The organism is Streptomyces sp. NBC_00554 (assembly GCF_041431135.1).
Classification (GTDB): domain Bacteria; phylum Actinomycetota; class Actinomycetes; order Streptomycetales; family Streptomycetaceae; genus Streptomyces.
On the sequence record NZ_CP107799.1, the window covers coordinates 4,752,336 to 4,771,679 of the forward strand.

Genomic DNA, 19,344 nt, shown 5'->3' on the forward strand with positions numbered 1-19,344 from the left:
GATGCAGGGGGGAACAAATGGACAAAATCCTTGAATCGGACCCTACCCAGCTCCTTCAGCAGCTCGCGCCGGAACACATCCGGCTCTATAGCTGGGGAGCGAAACAAGCATTCTTCGCCACGGGGGAGGCGGCCCGAGCGCTCGACATTTCAGAGGCGGAAGCGCGTGCCGCGATCGACGCCCTGCGAGAATTCCATCTCGCCGACGAGGAACCCGGCTCGCACGATCTCTTCCCGCTGGGCTTTCACGAATCGTCCTGGCGCATCGTGCATCCGCACATCGCGGCCGCCCGCATGGCCTCGGCCGAATCCCGGCTCAGGCAGCGCCTGTTCGAGCTGAACTCGCGCCGCGACTCACTCGCCGCCCTCGCCTCGGTGTACGCGCCCCGCGAGGAGGACCGCACCGAGAGCCGGGACACCGTCGAGGTGGTGGAGTCGCTCAGCGACGTGATCGCGCTGATAGAGCAGGCCAGCGCCGAGTGCGAGCGGGAGATGATCACCTGCCAGCCGGGCGGCGGCCGCCCCACGGCCGAGCTGGAGCAGGCGGTCGGCCGGGACCAGGCACTGCTCACCCGTGGTGTGCGGATGCGGACGCTTTACCAGCACTCCGCCCGCCACCACGCTCCCACCCAGGCGTACGTGGAGCGCATCTCACCCGCGGGCGCCGAAGTCCGTACGCTCACCGAGCTGTTCGGGCGCATGATCGCCTTCGACCGGAAGGTGGTCTTCGTCCCCCATCACAAGCAGCGCGGCGGCGCGGCCGTGGTCCGCTCCCCCGCCGCGGTGGCGTTCCTGTGCAATGCCTTCGACTACGCCTGGGACCAGGCCGTCCCGTTCACCGACGCCCATCGCACCCCGGTGGCCGTCGACGAACTGCAGCAGGGCATCGTGCAGTTGCTCAGCCAGGGACTCAAGGACGAGGTGATCGCCCGCCGTCTCGGCGTCTCGCTGCGCACCTGCCGCAAGTACATCGCCGACATATTCCAGCGCCTGGGCGCCGAGAGCCGGTTCCAGGCGGGCTATCTCGCCCACACCCAGAACCTGTTGGGGGAGGCCACGCGTACGTGACCTCCCCCTGACGGACACCGCCGGCTACAGCGTCTTCCCCGTCGCCGGGCCCACGATCAGCCCGTCCCCGAAGGCGTCCACCCGGACCGTGTCGCCGTCCTTGACCTCGCCCGCCAGGATCTCCTTGGCGAGACGGTCGCCGATGGCGGTCTGGATGAGGCGGCGCAGGGGGCGGGCGCCGTAGGCGGGGTCGTTGCCCTCCTCGGCGAGCCAGGCCAGGGCCGCGTCGGTGACCTCCAGGGTGAGGCGCCGCTGGGCGAGGCGCCCGGCGAGCCGGTCGATCTGGAGCCTGGCGATGCGCTCCAGCTCCTCCTTGTTCAGGGCGGAGAAGACCACCAGGTCGTCGAGCCGGTTCAGGAACTCCGGCTTGAAAGAGGCCCGTACGACCTCGAGGACCTGCTGCTTCTTCACCTCGTCGGAGGTCATCGGCTCGACCAGGTACTGGCTGCCCAGGTTCGACGTGAGGATCAGGATGGTGTTGCGGAAGTCGACCGTCCGGCCCTGACCGTCCGTCAGGCGGCCGTCGTCCAGCACCTGGAGGAGGATGTCGAAGACCTCGGGGTGCGCCTTCTCCACCTCGTCCAACAGCACGACGCTGTACGGCCGCCTGCGCACCGCCTCGGTGAGCTGACCGCCCTCCTCGTACCCGACGTAGCCGGGCGGCGCGCCCACCAGTCGGGCGACGCTGTGCTTCTCGCCGTACTCGCTCATGTCGATACGGACCATGGCGCGCTCGTCGTCGAAGAGGAAGTCGGCGAGCGCCTTGGCAAGTTCGGTCTTGCCGACGCCGGTCGGGCCGAGGAAGAGGAAGGATCCGGTGGGCCGGTCCGGGTCGGCGATTCCGGCGCGCGTGCGTCGTACGGCGTCCGACACCGCCTGCACGGCCTCCGCCTGCCCGATGAGCCGGCGCCCCAACTCCTCCTCCATGCGCAGGAGTTTCTGCGTCTCGCCCTCGAGGAGGCGTCCTGCCGGGATCCCGGTCCAGGCACCGACCACGTCGGCGATCTCGTCGGGTCCGACCTCGTCCTTCACCATGGTGCCCTTGGAGACCTCCACCTCGGCCTCGGAGGCTTCCTCCAAGTCCCTTTCCAGGGAGGGGATCTCGCCGTACAGCAGCTTGGAGGCGGTGTCGAAGTCGCCGTCGCGCTGGGCGCGTTCGGCCTGGCCGCGGAGTTCGTCCAGCTTCTCCTTCAGCTCACCGACGCGGTTGAGGGACTGCTTCTCCTTCTCCCAGCGGGCGGTGAGGCCGCGCAGCTCCTCCTCCTTGTCGGCGAGGTCGCGGCGCAGCTTCTCCAGGCGCTCGCGCGAGGCCGGGTCGGTCTCCTTGTCGAGCGCCAGCTCCTCCATGCGGAGCCGGTCCACCTGGCGCTGGAGCTCGTCGATCTCGAGGGGGGAGGAGTCGATCTCCATGCGCAGCCGGGACGCGGCCTCGTCGACGAGGTCGATGGCCTTGTCGGGGAGGAAGCGGGAGGTGATGTACCGGTCGGAGAGCGTCGCGGCGGCGACGAGCGCGCTGTCCGCGATCACGACCTTGTGGTGGGCCTCGTACCGCCCCTTGAGCCCGCGCAGGATCGCGATGGTGTCCTCGACGGACGGCTCGGCGACGAGCACCTGCTGGAAGCGCCGCTCCAGGGCGGGGTCCTTCTCGATCCGCTCCCGGTACTCGTCGAGGGTGGTGGCACCCACCATGCGCAGCTCACCGCGCGCGAGCATGGGCTTGAGCATGTTGCCCGCGTCCATGGAGGAGTCCCCTCCGGCGCCGGCGCCCACGACCGTGTGCAGCTCGTCGATGAAGGTGATGATCTGCCCGTCGGAGTCCTTGATCTCCGCGAGCACGGTCTTGAGCCGCTCCTCGAACTCGCCCCGGTACTTCGCCCCGGCGACCATCGCGCCCAGGTCGAGCGAGACGAGCCGCTTGTTCTTGAGCGACTCCGGGACGTCGCCCTTCACGATCCGCTGGGCGAGCCCCTCGACGACGGCGGTCTTGCCGACGCCGGGCTCGCCGATGAGGACGGGGTTGTTCTTGGTGCGCCGGGACAGGACCTGCACCACCCGGCGGATTTCCTGATCCCTGCCGATGACGGGATCGAGCTTGCCCTCACGCGCCGCGGCCGTGAAGTCGGTACCGAACTTTTCGAGCGCCTTGTACTGGCCCTCGGGATCCGGGGTGGTCACCCGGCGCCCTCCCCTGCTCTTCTGGAACGCGTCGAGGAGCTTCTTGGCGTTCGCCCCCTGCTGGGAGAGTATGTCGCCGGTCTGGCCGCCCTTGGCGGCGATTCCGATGAGCAGGTGCTCGGTGGAGATGAACTCGTCCCCGAGCTCCTTCGCCCGCTCGGCCGCGTCCGCGATGACGGCGAGCAGCTCACGGTTGGGCTGCGGGGGCGCAACGGTGGATCCGGTCACGCTGGGCAGACCCGCGAGCACGCGCTCGGCGCCGGTCCGCACGGAGGCCTGGTCGGCCTCGACGGCGGCCAGCAGGTCGATGATGTTCTCATTGTCCTGCCCCTCGATCAGCGCGAGCAGCAGGTGGGCGGGGGTGAGGTCCGGGTGGCCCCCGGACACGGCCCGGGTACTGGCCGCGTTGATCGCGTCCCGGCTCCTGTTGGTCAGCTCGGCGTCCACGGTCGCGTTCTCCTCCTGGGTACTAGATGCCGGTACTAGATCTTGAGTGTTCCAACTGGCACAAAGTTGAGTCTATTCCACTCAAGGGTGGGTTCGGGAGCGGATCCGGGTCCCGGATCCGGGACCCGAGGCACGTAGATTCGGCCCATGCCTTCCTCGTACCCGGTGGATCCGCGACAGCCGGACGCCGCCTACCTCAGCTTCTGGCGGGAGCGGCACCTGTGCACGCTGACGACCCTGCGTCCCGACGGCAGCCCGCACGTGGTGCCCGTCGGGGTTACATACGATCCCGAGGCCGGTCTGGCTCGGGTGATCGCGAACAAGTCCAGCGCGAAGGTCGGCCATGTGCTGGCCGCGGGCCCCGGCGGGGTGCGGGTGGCCGCCTGTCAGGTCGACGGACGCCGCTGGGCGACGCTGGAGGGGCTCGCGACGGTGTCCGTCGACCCCGGGCGCATCGCGGAGGCGGAGCGGCGGTACGCGGAGCGGTACGGGCGCACGCCCTCCCCCAATCCCTCCCGGGTGGTGATCGAGATCCAGCTGACCTCGGCGCTGGGGCGCGGCTGATCGCGGCCCGTCCCGAAGTGGCCGATACCTGGAGGTTTCACGTAAAACTGCAGCGGCGTCACCGTGTTCAGGTCACGGTGACGCCGCTGCGGGGGGAAGCACCTGCGCGATTTACTACGACGGGGGAATCGCGTCAGGCACTGCGGGGGGTGGCTGAGATGGTCTGCACGTCCGGGGCTTCCGGCTCGACCAGCTGGTGGTCACGCTGGTCGAGGTTCACAAAGATCATTCCGTACCGAATGGCACACCGCACTGGCTGCGGCGCCCCCCGAGGCCGCCGCAAACACCGGTACGCCCGCAGATCCTCGTCGTCGTCACGCGTGACGACGACCGGCTCTCCGAATACCGTCACCATCAACGAGTCACCACTGTGGGGGATGGCGGTGACCAGGTCGATGAAGTGCCAACCGGAGCGATAGGCGGTGGCCATTTCTCGGCGGAAGGAGCGGTCGTCGGGAGGGGTGGTCATGCGCCGTCGCCCGCCGGGGTAAAGGTCCAACCAACGTCGCCCTGCTGAACGGCGACAACATCAGCAGGAGCGGAGGTCCAACCGACGTCCCCTTGCTGAGCACCAACCTCCGCGGGAGCAGAAGTCCAGGCGACGTCGAGAGGACTTGCCGCACCAAGTGCCAGTGCGGCGGCCACGACGGCCGCGGCCAACACTGATCGAAGCATTCTCTTTCGCATAGTCGGCTTCGTCCTCACTCGATGACATCCTCTCCCCCGCAGAACAAGACGATGGCTCATTCAGGCACATGGATGCCACACACTCGATGCATCATGTTCCTGCACGTTCAGGACCCTGGGGGGTGGAGAATTGATAACAAATAACACAAACCCGACACATCCTCATTCGATCACCGCTCTATGCGACGAGGGTGCCCGTCTCTACGCCGGTGCCCTGAGCGCCGGACGCATCGCTCGCGTCGAGGTAGAGCCTGCCCCCTGCCTGGTCGAATTCGCCCTGCTGCATCCCGACCCGGACGACGCGAACTGGCTTCGCCCTGTGCCACCGTCGATCGCACTCTCCCAGCAGCTCCAGCCGATCGAGCGGGAGATCCAGGACCGGCGGAGGCTTTCCGTTGACCTTGCCGATACGTTCGAGCCGTTCTTGGCCATCAGTGCGCAGAAGCCCGCCACGACCCACGCCATCACGGTGCTGGAGGGATTCAGCAGAATCAACACGGCCCTGGATGTAGCCATAGCGGAGAGCCGGGTCGAAGTCCTCACCGTGCAGCCTGGTGGCGGTCGGCCGGAGAACGCACTGAGTCAGGCCCTCGAACGGAGCAAGCCTCTCATCGAGCGCGGCATCTCGGTGCGCACCCTCTACCAGCACACGGTCCGGCACAGTCAGAGCACCTTCGCCTACGTGGACCAGATGGCCGGCGCCAAGGTCGAAATTCGCACCCTTGAGGAACTCATCGAGCGACTCATCATCTGCGACGAGACAGTGGCCTTCATCCCCGCGCGCGACGACCGGCAAGTCGCGCTCGAACTCCGCCATCCCGGCCTGGTGAAGTACCTCATCAAGGTCTTCGAGCAACTGTGGCAACGCGCGACGCCCCTCTTGGAGGAGGTGCCGTACGAGTCCACTCCTGATGGCATCAGCGGAGTCCAGCGCTCCATAGCCAAGCTCCTCGTCGAGGGCCACGTCGACGAGGCCATAGCCCGGCGCCTCGGCATGAACGTCCGCACCTGCCGCGCCCACATTGCGAAACTCGCCGTGTCCCTGGGCAGCGGCAGCCGGGCGCAACTCGGCTTTCTGATAGCGCAGTCGGGAATCCTGGACCAGGACCACTGAATGCCGAGGGAAGAGAGCGACAGGTGAGCGCCGGGGCACACGGTCACAGAGCCGACGAGCTGTGCGAGGCGGGCCTGAACCTGTACGCCCGCGCACTGCGCGAGGGCCGCGTCGCCCTGCAGGACGCGGACTCCGCCCCCTGCCTGATCAGCTCCGGCCTGCTCCAGCCGGACCTTGAGGACACGGACTGGCTGCGTCCCGTAGCGCCCGCCATAGCCCTCCCCCGGCTACTGCACACCACCGCCGAGGACATCGCCCGCCAGCGACAGCGCGAAGCGCGCCTGGCGGAGGCCTTCGAGCCGCTCATGGCGCTGCACGCGGCGCAGGCATCACCCACGGACGCACCCGCGAACACCGTCCTGACCGACCTCGAGCGGATCAACGCCGCGATCGCCAGAGCCATGGCCGGCTCTTCGCGCGAGGTACTCACGATCCAGCCCGGCGGCAAGCGTCCCGCTCCCCTACTGGCAGGCGCGTTCCTGCTTGAGCAGGAGATGCTCGCGCGGGGCTGCCGGATGCGCACCCTCTACCAGCACACCTCCCGCCACGACCCGGTGGCTCTCGCCCACTACGAGAACCTGAACGGCGATGTCGAGGTCCGCACCCTCGACGAGGTCACCGACCGCCTCATCGTCGTCGACCGCACCGTGGCCTTCATCCCCGCGAACACCGACCGCACGATGGCCGTCGAGGTCCGCAATCCCGCCATGGTCGCCTACCTCGCCACCACCTTCGACCGCCTCTGGCGCCTGGCCACCCCCATGTACCCCCAGGCCGTCCAACAGCCCTCCCTGAACGGCGTCACGCCCCGCCAACAAGCCATCGCCGCCCTCCTCATCGAAGGCCACACAGACGCAACCATCGCCGAACGCCTCGGCCTCAACATCCGCACAGCCCGAGTCCACATAGCCAAACTCGCAGCCACCCTCGGCAGCGAAAGCCGAGCCCAACTCGGCTACCTCATCGCCGAGTCGGGGATCCTCAAGCAGGCGGACCAGCGGGACCGGGCACAGCGGGAGCCGTGACGGCCTCGAGTTCCGAGGAACGCGGAGGGTCGTCCAGGCCCGCCTGGGCGATGCGGACTCCCAGTTGGGTGCGGCTCGCGGCGCCCAGGGTTTCCGAGAGGCGGGCGATGTGTGCACGGCACGTACGGACGCTGATGCCCAGACGTTCCGCGACGACCGCGTCCTGGTGGCCCTCGGCCAGGAGCGCGGCGATGGACCGCTCCCGGTGGGTGATGCCCTCGATGCCCGTCGAGGGGAGCGGGGAGGCGAGGGGGATCGCCAAGCGCCACAGGCGCTCGAAGACCGTCACCAGGTAGTCCACGAGGGCCGGGTGACGCAGCTCCAGCGCTATCGTGCGGTCCGAGTTAGCTGGGATGAAGGCGACCGTGCGGTCGAAGAGGATGAGGCGTTCCAGGACCTCGTCGAGGGTGCGGGCCTCCGCCGAATCCCCCATCAGCTCCATGTAGTTCAGCAGGCCCTGGCCATGCCTCGCCACGTGGGTGTACAGGTCGCGCATGCGTACGCCGCGGTGGCGCAGGCCCAGCGCGCGGTGCAGGCCCTCGGAGAGTTCGTCCTCGCGGCGGATGCCGCCCGGCTGCACGGTGAGCACCTCGGACGTACACGCCTCGGTCGCCGCGTCCATGGCGGCCCGGATGCGGGGCAGCCCGTCGAGGACGCGGATCGCCACACCCTCCGCCGGCCCCTGGACGCGCCCGCCGAGCCCGGCGTACCACTCGAACGCGGACACCGCGTCGCCCACCCGTGCCTGGCTCGCGCTGACTTCCTCGTACACCCCGCGCAGCAGCCGCGTCATGACCTCCTGCGGCGAGGTCGGCACCAGCCACCCCATGTCGTCGGGGTCGGGGTGCAGCAGCGCCAACTCCAGCAGGCAGGGCACCGATTCCGCGTCCTCGCGGGGCACACGGCCGCGCCGCACGGCCCGCGAGTACACCCGGTCCCCTGCCGCGCACAGCTGGTCAGCGCCGTGCGGATGCCTGTCCGTGCCTTGCCCGGCCATCTCCCCACTCCTGCCCGGCCATCTCCCCGCCGCCGACTCCAGCGTCTTCCACGCTTCCGCGCGTTCTACGCTTCCGCTCTTCCACGCTCCGCGTCGTCCCCGTGTTCCGCGACTCCCGCGCTTCCGGGACTCCCCTGCTCTTCCGAGGACCCCGCAATTCCGGGACTCCCTGCCTTCGGGACTCCGCTTACGGGACTCCCGCGTTACCGGCCCGCGCGCTTCCACCTCTTCCACGTCCGCGACCGCCGCGCACCACGACCGCCACATTCGCGACCGCCGCGCTCCGCGACTTCCACAATCCGCGACTTCCACAATCCGCGACTTCCGCGTTCCGCAGCGCAACTATGCGCGGCCCCGTCCGCCATCGCAACACGCCTGCGCCGCCCCACCGCCCCCTATCGCCCGTATACGCCCATATATATCCCCGCCTCCGCCTGCGCACTTGCAACAAGCTGACGGTGGCGGCGCCCATCCGTCCGGTGCATCGTGGAATCGCTTCCCATGAGCGCCACGGAATCCACGGAGCCCACATGGGCTTCACAGGCTGCACGGATTCCAGGGCGCTCCGAGCGGCCCTGGCCGGATTCCCCCTTCGGCCAGGGCCCCGGGGGCGGCGACCCGGCGACGACACGACAACGGCGGCACACCACGTGAGCTGCTGGAAATCGTCGAGTGATCAGCGTGTTACGAACCGCACTTAACGTCAGTCCATGGCGGACATATTTGACGCATACGCGTTGGCCGATGCGTGGGACGAGATGTTTGAGCGGCCGGGTGAGGTCAGGACCGCCTATGAGCCGGTACTGGCGGCACTTCAGCCGATCGAACCGGTTGAACTGCGGTTCAGGGCCGACCAGATGGCGCGGTCGTTCACCGACCGGGGTGTCACCTACGCCTTCGCGGGCGAGGAACGGCCCTGGCCGCTGGATCTCGTGCCGCGCATCCTCGACGCGCTCGAATGGGATCTCATCCAGCGCGGGGTCTCCCAGCGGGTCAGGGCCCTCGAGGCCTATCTCAGCGATGCCTACGGGCCCTGCCGCGCCTTCGAGGACGGTGTCGTGCCGTGGCGGCTGCTGCTCAATTCACCTCATTTCCACAGAGCCGCGCACGGGATCGAGCCACCGGGCGGCGTACGGATCCACGTCGCCGGGATCGATCTCGTGCGGGACGAGGCAGGGGAGTTCCGGGTCCTCGAGGACAACGTTCGCGTGCCGTCCGGTGTCTCGTACGTCATCGAGAACCGGCGTGCGATGACCCGTATCTTCCCCTCGCTCTTCGCCGAGCAGCATGTGGTGCCCGTGGACGGGTACGCGCAGAAGCTGCTGTCCGCGCTCCGGGCCGCCGCGCCGCACGGCGTCACCGACCCCCGTGTCGTCGTCCTCACCCCCGGCCCCAGCAACGCCGCCTACTTCGAACACGCCCTGCTGGCACGGCTGATGGGCGTGCAGCTGGTCGAGGGGCACGACCTCGTCTGCCGCAACAACCGGGTGTGGATGCGGACCACGCGCGGCGAGATGCCCGTCCATGTCGTATACCGGCGGCTCGACGACGACTTCCTCGATCCGCTGCAGTTCCGGCCCGACTCGGTGATCGGCTGCCCGGGGATCATGAACGCCGCGCAGGCGGGCACAGTGACCCTCTCGAACGCCGTCGGCAACGGCATCGCCGACGACAAGCTGCTCTACACGTACGTCCCCGACCTGATCCGCTACTACCTCTCCGAGGAACCGATTCTCCCCAACGTGGAGTCCTTCCGGCCCGACGAGCCCGGCCAGTTGGACGCCGTCCTCGACCAGATCGACCAGCTGGTCATCAAGCCCGTGGACGGCGCCGGCGGCCAGGGCATCGTCATAGGGCCGAAGGCCGACCGGGAGACCCTGGAGCGTACGCGCGAGGCCGTCGCCGCCGATCCGCGCGGCTGGATCGCGCAGCGGCCGGTCGCCCTGTCCACCTCGCCCACCCTCGCGGGTGACCGTATGGCGCCGCGCCACATTGACCTGCGTCCGTTCGCCGTCAACGACGGCAGCGATGTGTGGGTACTGCCCGGCGGACTCACCCGGGTCGCGCTCCAGGAGGGCAACCTCATCGTCAACTCCAGCCAGGGCGGCGGCTCCAAGGACACCTGGGTCCTTGCCGAGGGGCCCGCCGATCAGCCCACACCCGAGATCAGCAGCTCCGTGCCCGACGTGGTCCCCCGCCAGCTGGGACCCGACGGCGACCGCACCGTCGTACAGGAAGGGGCGCAGCAGCAGTGACCGCTTCACTGGTTCCTGAGGCCCAGGAGGTACGGCCGTGAACGACGTGATCCTCTCCCGGATAGCCGAAGCCCTGATCTGGACCGGACGGTACGTCGAGCGGGCGGACGCCACCGGCCGCATCCTCGATGCCTATCTGCACCGGCTCCTCGAAGACCCCTGGCGCGACGAGGACGTGGCCTGCCGCTCGCTGTACGCGATCCTCGGCGTCGACGCGGGCGGCGAACGCGTCGACATGCAGCAGGTGTTGGACCAGCTCGCCTTCGACGCCCGCTCCACCTGCTCCATCGAGGGCGCGATCGGCGCCGCCCGGCTGAACGCGCGCAGCGCCCGCGAGGCGGTCTCCTCCGAGATGTGGGAGTGCCTCAACTCCACCTGGCACGCCCTGGCCGACCAGCGCCTGGCAGCACGGCGGACGGGCCCCTACGCCTATCTGGAGCTCGTACGCCGCCGGGCCGCCCTCTTCTTCGGGCTCGCCGACTCGACGATGAGCCGGGACGACAGCTGGCGGTTCGTGGTCCTGGGGCGGAGCCTGGAGCGGGTGGACATGACCGTACGGCTGCTGTCCGTACGGGTGTTGGACGCCGCCCACGCTCCCGACTGGCCGACACTGCTCAGTGCGAGCGGCGCCGATGAGGCGTATGCCCGGGTCTACGGCGGTTTCGGCGACACTCCGCGAGTGGCCGAATTCCTCCTGCTGGACCGGGACTTCCCGCGCTCCGCGCTGCACGCCCTGACCACGGCCGAGGAGTGCCTCGCGGCGCTCGGGCGGCCGAGACAGGACCCGGCACGCCGGCCGATAGGCCGCATGCGGACCCGCCTCGAATACCTGGACCTGGCCGCGCTGGAGGAACAACTCCCGTTGCTGCTGAAGGACTTGCAGCAGGCGTGCATGGCGTCCGCCGAAGCGGTGGCGGAGAAGTTCTTCCCGAACCAGGGGCCCGTCGAGTGGGCCCAGGAAGGAGCGTGACCATGACCGGGAACTTCAACACGGCAACCCGTCGGCTCCGGATCCGGCACACCACCCGCGTCTCCTACGCGCAGGCCGCGGTCTCCTCGCACAACGAGGTCCGCATGACCCCGTTGACACTCCCCGGCCAGACCACCCTGGACGCGCGCGTGACGGTGAACCCCGCGACCGCCACCTGGTCGTACTGGGACTACTGGGGCACCCAGGTCACCGGCTTCGACCTCATGGACCCGCACGCGGACCTCACCATCACGGCGTCGAGCCTGGTGGAGACAGCACCGCCGGGTCCCCCGACGGCCTCGCCCACCTGGCCGGAAATCGCCGAACTCATCACCAACTCGCGCCTGTTGGAGTACGCGGCGCCGACCGGACGTACGACCGTGTCGCCCGAGCTGGTGGAGCGGGCGCGGGCGATCGCCGCGGGCCTCGACCCGCACGAGACCGCCGTCGCGGTGTCGTCCCTGGTCACCGGTCAGGTCTCGTACATCCCCGGCGCCACGGGCGTGAACACCAGCGCCATGGAGGCCTGGGAACAGGGCGCGGGCGTCTGCCAGGACATCACCCACCTCACCGCCGCCCTCCTCCGCGGCCTCGGCCTCCCCACCCGCTACGTCTCCGGCTACCTCCACCCCGAACGCGACGCCGAACTCCACCGACCCGTCGCCGGCCAGAGCCACGCCTGGATCGAGTACTGGGCAGGCGACTGGAACGGCTACGACCCCACCAACAGCACCCGCGCCGACGAGTCCCACGTGGTGGTGGGCCGAGGACGCGACTACGACGACGTGACACCGCACAAGGGGGTGTATCGGGGGGTGGCCGGGGGGCCGCCCGAGGTGACGGTGGAGTTCACGCGGGTGGCTTGAACTCGCCTGTGCGAGTACCTCGAGTACCTGCGAGTGCGCGAGCCCCGGGTGTGTCAGGCGTCGAACTCCCGGGGCCCGTAGATCGCGTGGTCGGCGCCGGTGGTGAGCGCCCAGTAGCGGTCGCCGTAGGACCAATGCCACCACTCGGTGGGGTAGTTGACCAGGCCGGCCGCCTTGAGCGCGTCGCCGAACAGCCGGCGGTTGGCGCGCGCCCGCAGGCTGATGCCGTCCGCGGCCGTGTAGCAGGCGCCGTCGCTCTCCTCCGGGCTCGCGTTCACCCGCGTTCCCATGTCGAGCTCCTGCCCGTCGGCGCCGACGAGGGTGAGGTCGACTGCGGCGCCCGCGCTGTGCGGGGCGATCTCCGGAGGGGACACGTACCGGCTCGCCGCGTTCCGGACGCGTTCGGCGTCCCAGCCGGGGTTGTCCGCCCGCAGTTCAGCGGCGTACCGCTCGAAGTACTCGCGCTGCAAGGCGGGCGGGCGGTACCCCTCGACGAACAACAGCCGTACGCCACCGGGGAGCAGGGCCCTGGCCTTCACGAGCCTGGTCAGCACGCCCGCCCGCAGATGCGCGAAGGCCCCCGAGTCGTCCCGCCTGCGGGCATCGACGGGAAACAGCTCCCTCTCCCGCACATCGACAAGGAGCTCCCCGCAGTCCACAACGGGTATCGCGGCGATCTTCGGATCTGACATCAACACGATCTCGGTCATGACCGGATCAGATCACGCCGCGACGGTCCCTGGTACGCGAAAGCGGCGAGCCCCGCGCGGTGATCACCACCGCCCCGGAGGGACTCGCCGCCCTGCTGAGTCACGTGGACCGAGTCACGTAGACCAGTCACGTAGACCAGTCACGTAGACCGAGGACCGGCCCGACGGACTACTTCAGGTCGATCGCCTCGCACGCCGACTCGTAGTCGGCCGTGCAGATGTCCTTGATCTTGTAGATGCCGTCCTGGATGACCGTGTCCTGAATGTTGGCCTGGGTGAGGCCGACCACCGGGACGAGTGAGGCCGGGATGTTCTCGTTCGTGGGGCTGTCGACCTTGTCGCTGGCCAGCGCGTCGAACTCGATCGAGCGGCCCTGGACCCTCGCCACGGCCATCTCGGCGGCGGCGCTGGCCTCCTGCGGGTACGACTTGTAGACGCTCATGAACTGGTCGCCCTTGACGATGCGCTGCACCGCGTTGAGCTCGGCGTCCTGCCCGGTGACCGGCGGAACCGTGTTGACGCCCATGGTCTTCATGACGTCGATGACCGCGCCCGCGATGCCGTCGTTGGCGGAGTACACACCGGCGATGTTGTCGAGGCCGACGGCCTCGATGGCCTTCTCCATGTTCTTCTTGGCCTCGGCCGGGAGCCAGTCCTTGGTGTCGTACGTCTTGGCGATGACGACCTTGTCCTTCAGCTCGGTCATCGCGCCAGCCTTGAACTGCGCCGCGTTCGGGTCGGTCACCGACCCGTTCATCATGATGATCTTCTTGCTGGCGGCACCGCTGCCCAGCTCGGAGACGAGCGCCTTGCCCTGCACCTCGCCGACGAGCTCGTTGTCGAAGGAGACGTACGCGTCGATCGGCCCCTGCGCCAGCCTGTCGTAGGCGATGACGGGGATGCCCGCGTCCTTGGCCTTCTGCACGCCGCTCGCGATGGCCTTGGAGTCCACAGCGTCCACGAGGAGGACGTCGACCTTGGCGTCCACCATCTCCTGGAGCTGGCTGGCCTGCTTGTCCGCGTCCGCCCCGGCGTTGGCGTAGACCACCGAACCCTTGTTGTTGGTGAGCTTCGCCACCTCCGACTTGATGATGGGGTAGTCGAACTTCTCGTAACGCGTGTTCTCCGTCTCCGGGAGGAGCAGACCCACCTTGATGTCGTCGCCCTTCGTGGGGCTTGCCTTGGTTTCGCTGCCACCGATCCCGTCCACAACGCCGCAGCCGACGAGGGAGACTGCCATCGCGGACGAGGTCAGGGCTATGACGGTCCGACGGCGACGGGTGTTACGAGTGTTCACATCAGGTGCCTTCCGGGCGAGGTTGCAGCATTGCGACCCAGGTGGCTGAAAGCCAACGCGGCGATTACCTCAGCGTCAAGGAGTAACCACTTAACGAGATGGCAACAGCATGCTGTGTTCCTCAAGTGAACACGATGGGAAGAGGGTGCGCCTCCACTTCCACGGAACCCCTCTGATTCACACACGCCCCTCGTTTCACATACTTCTCGTCACATGCCTACAACCCATGCCCCTGTCCAGGTGTCTTGGTGGTGGCCGATCTACACCACCAAGCGCTACAGGGGAAGCATGAGACCAGTCAGACGCAGCGGAGCGGCAATCGCCATCGCGCTGGCGACAGCCAGCACCGGCGGCCTGCTCACCGCGGCCGCCGCCCCGGCCTCCGCCGCGACAACCTGCGCCTCACCCGTCTATAAACGGCAGTTCTTCGCAAACACCACCTTCTCCGGCACACCGAAGAAAACGGACTGCGACGCCGCGATCGACCAGAACTGGGGCACCGCCGCCCCCGCCTCCGGTCTCCCGGCCAACAACTTCGGCGTCCGCTGGACGGTGACCCGCGACTTCGGCTCCGGCGGCCCGTTCTCGCTCCCCGTCTCCACGCAGGACGGCATCAGGGTCTACCTCGACGGCACCCGCAAGGTCGACATCTGGAAGAACGTGTCCTCGACGGTGAAGAAGACCGTCAACATCACCGTCCCGGCCGGAAAGCACACCCTGCGGGTGGACTACGTCAACTGGACAGGGACAGCGAACGTCAAGTTCGCCTACACCCCCCGCACCACGGCCACCGTCGACAAGGTCAAGCCCCTCACCCCGACGGGCACCGCCGTCACGTACGACAAAACCACCGGCAAGGCCAAGCTCACCTGGTCCAAGAACAAGGAGATGGACCTCGCGGGATACCGCGTCTACCGCCGCCTCAAGGGCAGTACCACCTGGACGAAGCTCACCACCACGACCGCCACCTCGTACACGAACACCCCGCCGACGACCGGCGACACGTACTACTACGAGGTCCGCGCCATCGACAAGGCGGGCAACGAGTCCGGGGGCACGGCGGACAAGGCCGTCACCACCGTCGACAAGACAGCCCCAGGGCGAGTCACCGGCGTTTCGGCGCTGGGGACCACCGCGGGCAACGCGATCACGTGGCAGGCCTCTTCGAAGGACGTCGACCACTACGAGGTGTGGGCGGCCCCCGTAGGACAGCAGGACCTGGACGGACCCGCGTTCGTCTTCGAAACGTCCTACACGGACCCCATCGCAGACGCGGGGACGGCCTACGGGTACACCCTCCAGGCCGTCGACGGCTCCGGGAACATTTCCCCGATCTCCGAGCCTGTGACGGTCACACGCCCCGTGGCGTCCACCGCGCCCGTCCCGTCCGCGGTCAAGGGCACACCCGCCGACGCCTTCACCAACGTCACGTGGACTGCGGCGGAGGATCCCGACGCGGTGGTCACCGGGTTCCACGTCTACCGTCGTACTTCCCCCAACGGCGCCTGGGCCCTGGTGGCCGGCGCGGGGGCGTCGGCCACGTCCTACGAGGACCGTTCCGCTCCGAAGGGGAACGCGTACTACTACGTCGCCGGCGTCGACAGCAACGGCGCCGACTCGGAGCCGTCCGAGGCGGCCGTCGTAGACCGGCTCACGCCTGCCACCGCGACCGGGCCGCTCGCGCCGCAGCTGACGCTGGTCTCGTCGGGATCCACCCGTTCCCCGATCCAGGTCGGGATCAAGCCCGGCGCCGGTGACGAAGGCCGGCTGCTGAGCCACTACTCCTGGAACATCTCCGGCGCCTGCGGTGACAGCGGCCTCGGCGGGAGGACAACGACCTCCACCATCGCCTGGACCCCTCCGTACAGCGGCCCTTGCATGGTCAGCGTGTTCGCCGTGGACGCGTACGGGCGCACCGGCGAGAAGGGTTCCTGGCTGGAGTTCACGGTCGGCCGCTGACCAGGAGGCGCCGGCGGCCCGCAAGCCAACGGCGCGCGAAGATCCGTACAACCAAGTCGCTTCCTCGTCGGTCCTGATCGTCAACGGCTTTGCCTGCCGTTGACGATCAGGCTTGTTCAGGACCGAAGGAACGCATGAACCCAGCAAGACGCACGACGGCCACGGTTGCCACCGCCCTCGTGCTCGCCACCGCGGGCGGCCTGCTCATAGCCGCCCCCGCCTCCGCCGCGACGACCTGCGCATCGCCGGTCTACAAGCGGCAGTTCTTCGCCAACACCACCTTCTCCGGTACGCCGAAGAAGACGGACTGCGACACCGCGATCGACCAGAACTGGGGCACCGCCGCCCCCGCTTCCGGTCTCCCGACGAACAACTTCGGCGTCCGCTGGACGGTGACCCGCGACTTCGGCTCCGGCGGCCCGTTCTCGCTCCCCGTCTCCACGCAGGACGGCATCCGGGTCTACCTCGACGGCACCCGCAAGGTCGACATCTGGAAGAACGTGTCCTCGACGGTGAAGAAGACCGTCAACATCACCGTCCCGGCCGGAAAGCACACCCTGCGGGTGGACTACGTCAACTGGACAGGGACAGCGAACGTCAAGTTCGCCTACACCCCCCGCACCACGGCCACCGTCGACAAGGTCAAGCCCCTCACCCCGACGGGCACGGCCGTCACGTACGACACAGCCACCGGCAAGGCGAAGCTCACCTGGTCCAAGAACAAGGAGATGGACCTCGCGGGCTATCGCGTCTACCGGCGCCTCAAGGGAGCGGCGTTCCCCGCCAAGCCGCTCGCGACGACGACGTCCACCTCGTACACGGACTCGACCCTCCCCGTGACGGGCGAGGCGTACTACTACTACGAGGTCCGCGCCTACGACAAGGCCGGCAACGAGTCCACGGGCACCGCCGACAAGCTCGTCACCACCGCCGACCTCACCGCCCCCGCCGTGCCCACCGGGCTGGACACCTCCATCTCGGTGAACGGAATCCCGATCGAGTGGACCGCGGTCGCCGGGGCGACGTCGTACAACGTGTACCGGGCGCCGAGCGGGAGCAGCACGTACGCCAAGGTCGGGGACACGACCAAGGCCTCGTACCTGGACACCTCGGCGGTGGAGGAGAGCACCTACCTCTACCGGGTGACCGCCCTGGACGCGGCGGGCAACGAGTCCGCCCGCTCCGCCGCCGTCGAGGCCACCCGCCCGGACAGCACCGCACCACCCGCGGTGACCGGGCTGTCGGCCACGCCGACCGAGTACGGCTTCTCGCTGGCCTGGGACCCGAACCCGGCGCCCGACCTCGGGCGGTACGTCGTCTACCGGGGTGAACTCCTGGGCGACGACGAGGAGAAGGTCTGCTCCGTGCACGAGGTGGAGTGGCTGTCCGCCGCCACCACGTCGTACGAGTACGCGACCCTGCCCGACGGCGAAGAGGCCTGCTTCTTCATCGACGCGTACGACGACAACTGGTGGTCCGCCTGGAAGACGACCGGCGAGGCCAACATCATCACGGCGACGGAACTCGACATGACGCCGAGCGTCGCGACTCCGGAGGGCTCCCCGCTGGAACTGGACGCGTCCGGAGCGGAAGGCGACGAGGGCAACTACCTCGACTGGAACTGGAGCGCCAGTTCCCAGGAGACGACGGGCTACCGCGTCTACCGCTGGAACCCCGCCACCGAGGCGTACGAGAAGATCGCCGACGTCGGCAGCGGTGTCACCTACTACTACGACACCGGCGCCCGGCGCGGCACCACGTCCTTCTACTGGGTGACCACCCTGGCCGCAGACGGCACCGAATCCGTACCGGCGGGCGACTGGGCGGCCACGGCGCCTGCGCAGTGACCTGAGCGACACAGAAGGGGTCGGGGGGTGACCAACCTTCCGGCCCCTTGCCGCAGTTGGGCCGCCATTCGGACAGTGACGGCCCCCTCGCTACTTCCCCGGCCTCGCAGGCCCCGTGATCGCCTCCGTGATGGCGAAGCCCTTGGCGGGCCCTTCGGGGATGGTGACCTCGGTGCCGTACGACACTCGGTGCACGCCCACCCAGTCGGCCTTCTCGGGGCGGGGTTCGGTGAGGACGGTTACGGTGCCCTGGTCGTCGTAGTCATCGATGATGACGTAGACGGGGATGCTCGCACGGGCGTACTCCCGGCGCTTCTTCACGCGGTCGCGGTCCTGGTTGCGCTTGCCTGGGGAGACGACCTCAACGACGAGTCGAACTGCCGCAGCAGTGAGCCCGAGGCCATCATCCGTTACGTAGCGCTCCGTATCCCTGACCGTGACGAACAGGTCGGGCACCCACGCGCCGCCGTGGTGAAAGATGTTCGTGTCGTTCCGGGTGGCGAAGTCCCCACCCCTCAGGAACTCCCCCAGCGCCTCCTTGAGCTGGTAGATGATCTCGCTGTGCGAATAGCGGCCGGTGGGTGACACCTCGATGGCTCCCTCGATGATCTCAGCGCGGTAGCCCTCGGGGAGTTCCATGGCCTTCCATGCCTGCCACAGGACCTCGTCCAACTCTGAAACGGACGGGGTGGGCGACGGGGTGGGCTCGGACTCGGTCCTGGTCTCAGGCATGGTCTCGGGCCTCTCGTGCGCAAGAGCGGTCAAGGTGCGGCACCTCCTCCTCAAGTGTGGGCTTGGCGTCGTTGAGGCACAAGCAACGCCGTCACGGTAGGCAGCCATATGGGCTCACCTGCGGAAACGACTCAGCCCGCCAACCCCAGTTCGAACCACACCCCCTTCGCATACCGCCCCGCCCGCTCAGCCGCGACGCCCCACATGTCAGCCACCTCCTCCACCAGGGCTAGCCCACGCCCCCAACAGGCGACGGCACCCGCCACGGGGTGCGCCACAACCGGTGGATCAGGGCTCTCGTCGAAGACGCTCACGTGGAGTCGGGCGGGGGTCAGGCGGATACGGACCATTGCGGTGCCCTTGGTGTGCAGGTGGACGTTCGTGACGAGTTCCGAGGTGCACAGGGCGGCGGGCATGACGAGGGGTTCGCGGTCGTGGGTGAACAGGACGGCGCGTACGAAGTCCCGGCACACGCGGGGTGCGGTGGCGTCCGCGGGGGCGAACAGGCTGTATTCGTGCGTGAGTTGGGCGGGGCGGTGGGCGGCGCGGCGGGCAGGGTCCATGGGGGTCGGCTCCCGTCGGGGGTGGGGGGATGGCTGGCCCGTGCCCTGCGATGGCTCTGTCCGCGCGCT

General features: G+C 68.6%; 16 protein-coding genes. 9 read left to right on the top strand and 7 right to left on the bottom strand.

Translation table 11 applies throughout. The annotated features are described in order from the left end of the window. Window positions 1–17: 17 nt before the first annotated feature. On the top strand, window positions 18–1,067 hold the full coding sequence (locus tag OG266_RS20705) for a LuxR C-terminal-related transcriptional regulator (protein ID WP_371547728.1): 1,050 nt from the start codon (window positions 18–20) through the stop codon (window positions 1,065–1,067). A 24-nt stretch (window positions 1,068–1,091) separates the two neighbouring features. On the opposite strand, the gene clpB is transcribed toward OG266_RS20705, so the two are convergent. Next, complete coding sequence (gene clpB, locus OG266_RS20710) at window positions 1,092–3,689, bottom strand: ATP-dependent chaperone ClpB (RefSeq protein ID WP_329546413.1); 2,598 nt, start codon at window positions 3,687–3,689, stop codon at window positions 1,092–1,094. A 147-nt stretch (window positions 3,690–3,836) separates the two neighbouring features. Here clpB and OG266_RS20715 point away from each other — a divergent pair, with 147 nt between their 5' ends. Then, window positions 3,837–4,253: a pyridoxamine 5'-phosphate oxidase family protein gene (locus OG266_RS20715; protein ID WP_371547729.1), complete on the top strand. Its 417-nt coding sequence runs from the start codon at window positions 3,837–3,839 to the stop codon at window positions 4,251–4,253. A 133-nt stretch (window positions 4,254–4,386) separates the two neighbouring features. Here OG266_RS20715 and OG266_RS20720 read toward each other — a convergent pair whose 3' ends face one another. After that, a complete protein-coding gene (locus tag OG266_RS20720; RefSeq protein ID WP_266457609.1) occupies window positions 4,387–4,722 on the bottom strand; it encodes a hypothetical protein in 336 nt (111 codons plus the stop codon). Window positions 4,723–5,070: 348 nt separating this feature from the next. On the opposite strand from OG266_RS20720, the gene OG266_RS20725 reads away from it, so the two are divergent. Then, window positions 5,071–6,054, top strand: a complete 984-nt coding sequence (locus OG266_RS20725) for a helix-turn-helix transcriptional regulator (protein ID WP_266457612.1) — start codon at window positions 5,071–5,073, stop codon at window positions 6,052–6,054. A gap of 23 nt (window positions 6,055–6,077) precedes the next feature. After that, window positions 6,078–7,079 (top strand): LuxR C-terminal-related transcriptional regulator, encoded by a 1,002-nt coding sequence (locus tag OG266_RS20730; protein WP_371547730.1) that lies wholly within the window; start codon window positions 6,078–6,080, stop codon window positions 7,077–7,079. On the opposite strand, the gene OG266_RS20735 is transcribed toward OG266_RS20730, so the two are convergent. Beyond that, window positions 7,036–8,076, bottom strand: a complete 1,041-nt coding sequence (locus tag OG266_RS20735; protein ID WP_371547731.1) for a LuxR C-terminal-related transcriptional regulator — start codon at window positions 8,074–8,076, stop codon at window positions 7,036–7,038. The genes OG266_RS20730 and OG266_RS20735 overlap by 44 nt on opposite strands. Before the next feature lie 710 nt (window positions 8,077–8,786). Here OG266_RS20735 and OG266_RS20740 point away from each other — a divergent pair. Genes OG266_RS20740 through OG266_RS20750 form a run of 3 tightly spaced genes read left to right on the top strand, consistent with a single transcriptional unit; the run spans window position 8,787 to window position 12,167 of the window. Then, window positions 8,787–10,331 (top strand): circularly permuted type 2 ATP-grasp protein, encoded by a 1,545-nt coding sequence (locus OG266_RS20740; protein WP_371547732.1) that lies wholly within the window; start codon window positions 8,787–8,789, stop codon window positions 10,329–10,331. Window positions 10,332–10,368: 37 nt separating this feature from the next. Continuing rightward, window positions 10,369–11,301 carry an alpha-E domain-containing protein gene (locus OG266_RS20745; protein ID WP_371547733.1) on the top strand — a complete coding sequence of 311 codons (933 nt, stop codon included), beginning with the start codon at window positions 10,369–10,371 and terminating at the stop codon, window positions 11,299–11,301. 2 nt (window positions 11,302–11,303) lie between these two features. Next, window positions 11,304–12,167: a transglutaminase family protein gene (locus OG266_RS20750; protein WP_266457626.1), complete on the top strand. Its 864-nt coding sequence runs from the start codon at window positions 11,304–11,306 to the stop codon at window positions 12,165–12,167. A 53-nt stretch (window positions 12,168–12,220) separates the two neighbouring features. Here OG266_RS20750 and OG266_RS20755 read toward each other — a convergent pair whose 3' ends face one another. Together OG266_RS20755 and OG266_RS20760 are read right to left on the bottom strand one after the other, a co-directional pair. Continuing rightward, entirely contained in the window at window positions 12,221–12,877 is a 657-nt protein-coding gene (locus OG266_RS20755; RefSeq protein WP_266457628.1) for a M15 family metallopeptidase, read from the bottom strand. Window positions 12,878–13,046: 169 nt separating this feature from the next. Beyond that, window positions 13,047–14,174: a sugar ABC transporter substrate-binding protein gene (locus OG266_RS20760; RefSeq protein WP_371547734.1), complete on the bottom strand. Its 1,128-nt coding sequence runs from the start codon at window positions 14,172–14,174 to the stop codon at window positions 13,047–13,049. 288 nt (window positions 14,175–14,462) lie between these two features. Here OG266_RS20760 and OG266_RS20765 point away from each other — a divergent pair, with 288 nt between their 5' ends. Both OG266_RS20765 and OG266_RS20770 read left to right on the top strand, forming a co-directional pair. After that, window positions 14,463–16,133, top strand: coding sequence for a fibronectin type III domain-containing protein (locus OG266_RS20765; RefSeq protein ID WP_371547735.1), 1,671 nt, complete (start codon window positions 14,463–14,465; stop codon window positions 16,131–16,133). A gap of 134 nt (window positions 16,134–16,267) precedes the next feature. Further along, entirely contained in the window at window positions 16,268–17,980 is a 1,713-nt protein-coding gene (locus tag OG266_RS20770; protein ID WP_371547736.1) for a PA14 domain-containing protein, read from the top strand. 90 nt (window positions 17,981–18,070) lie between these two features. On the opposite strand, the gene OG266_RS20775 is transcribed toward OG266_RS20770, so the two are convergent. Continuing rightward, on the bottom strand, window positions 18,071–18,712 hold the full coding sequence (locus OG266_RS20775; RefSeq protein ID WP_329546424.1) for a Uma2 family endonuclease: 642 nt from the start codon (window positions 18,710–18,712) through the stop codon (window positions 18,071–18,073). A 131-nt stretch (window positions 18,713–18,843) separates the two neighbouring features. Beyond that, window positions 18,844–19,275 carry an ATP-binding protein gene (locus OG266_RS20780; protein ID WP_266457638.1) on the bottom strand — a complete coding sequence of 144 codons (432 nt, stop codon included), beginning with the start codon at window positions 19,273–19,275 and terminating at the stop codon, window positions 18,844–18,846. Between the last annotated feature and the right edge of the window lie 69 nt (window positions 19,276–19,344).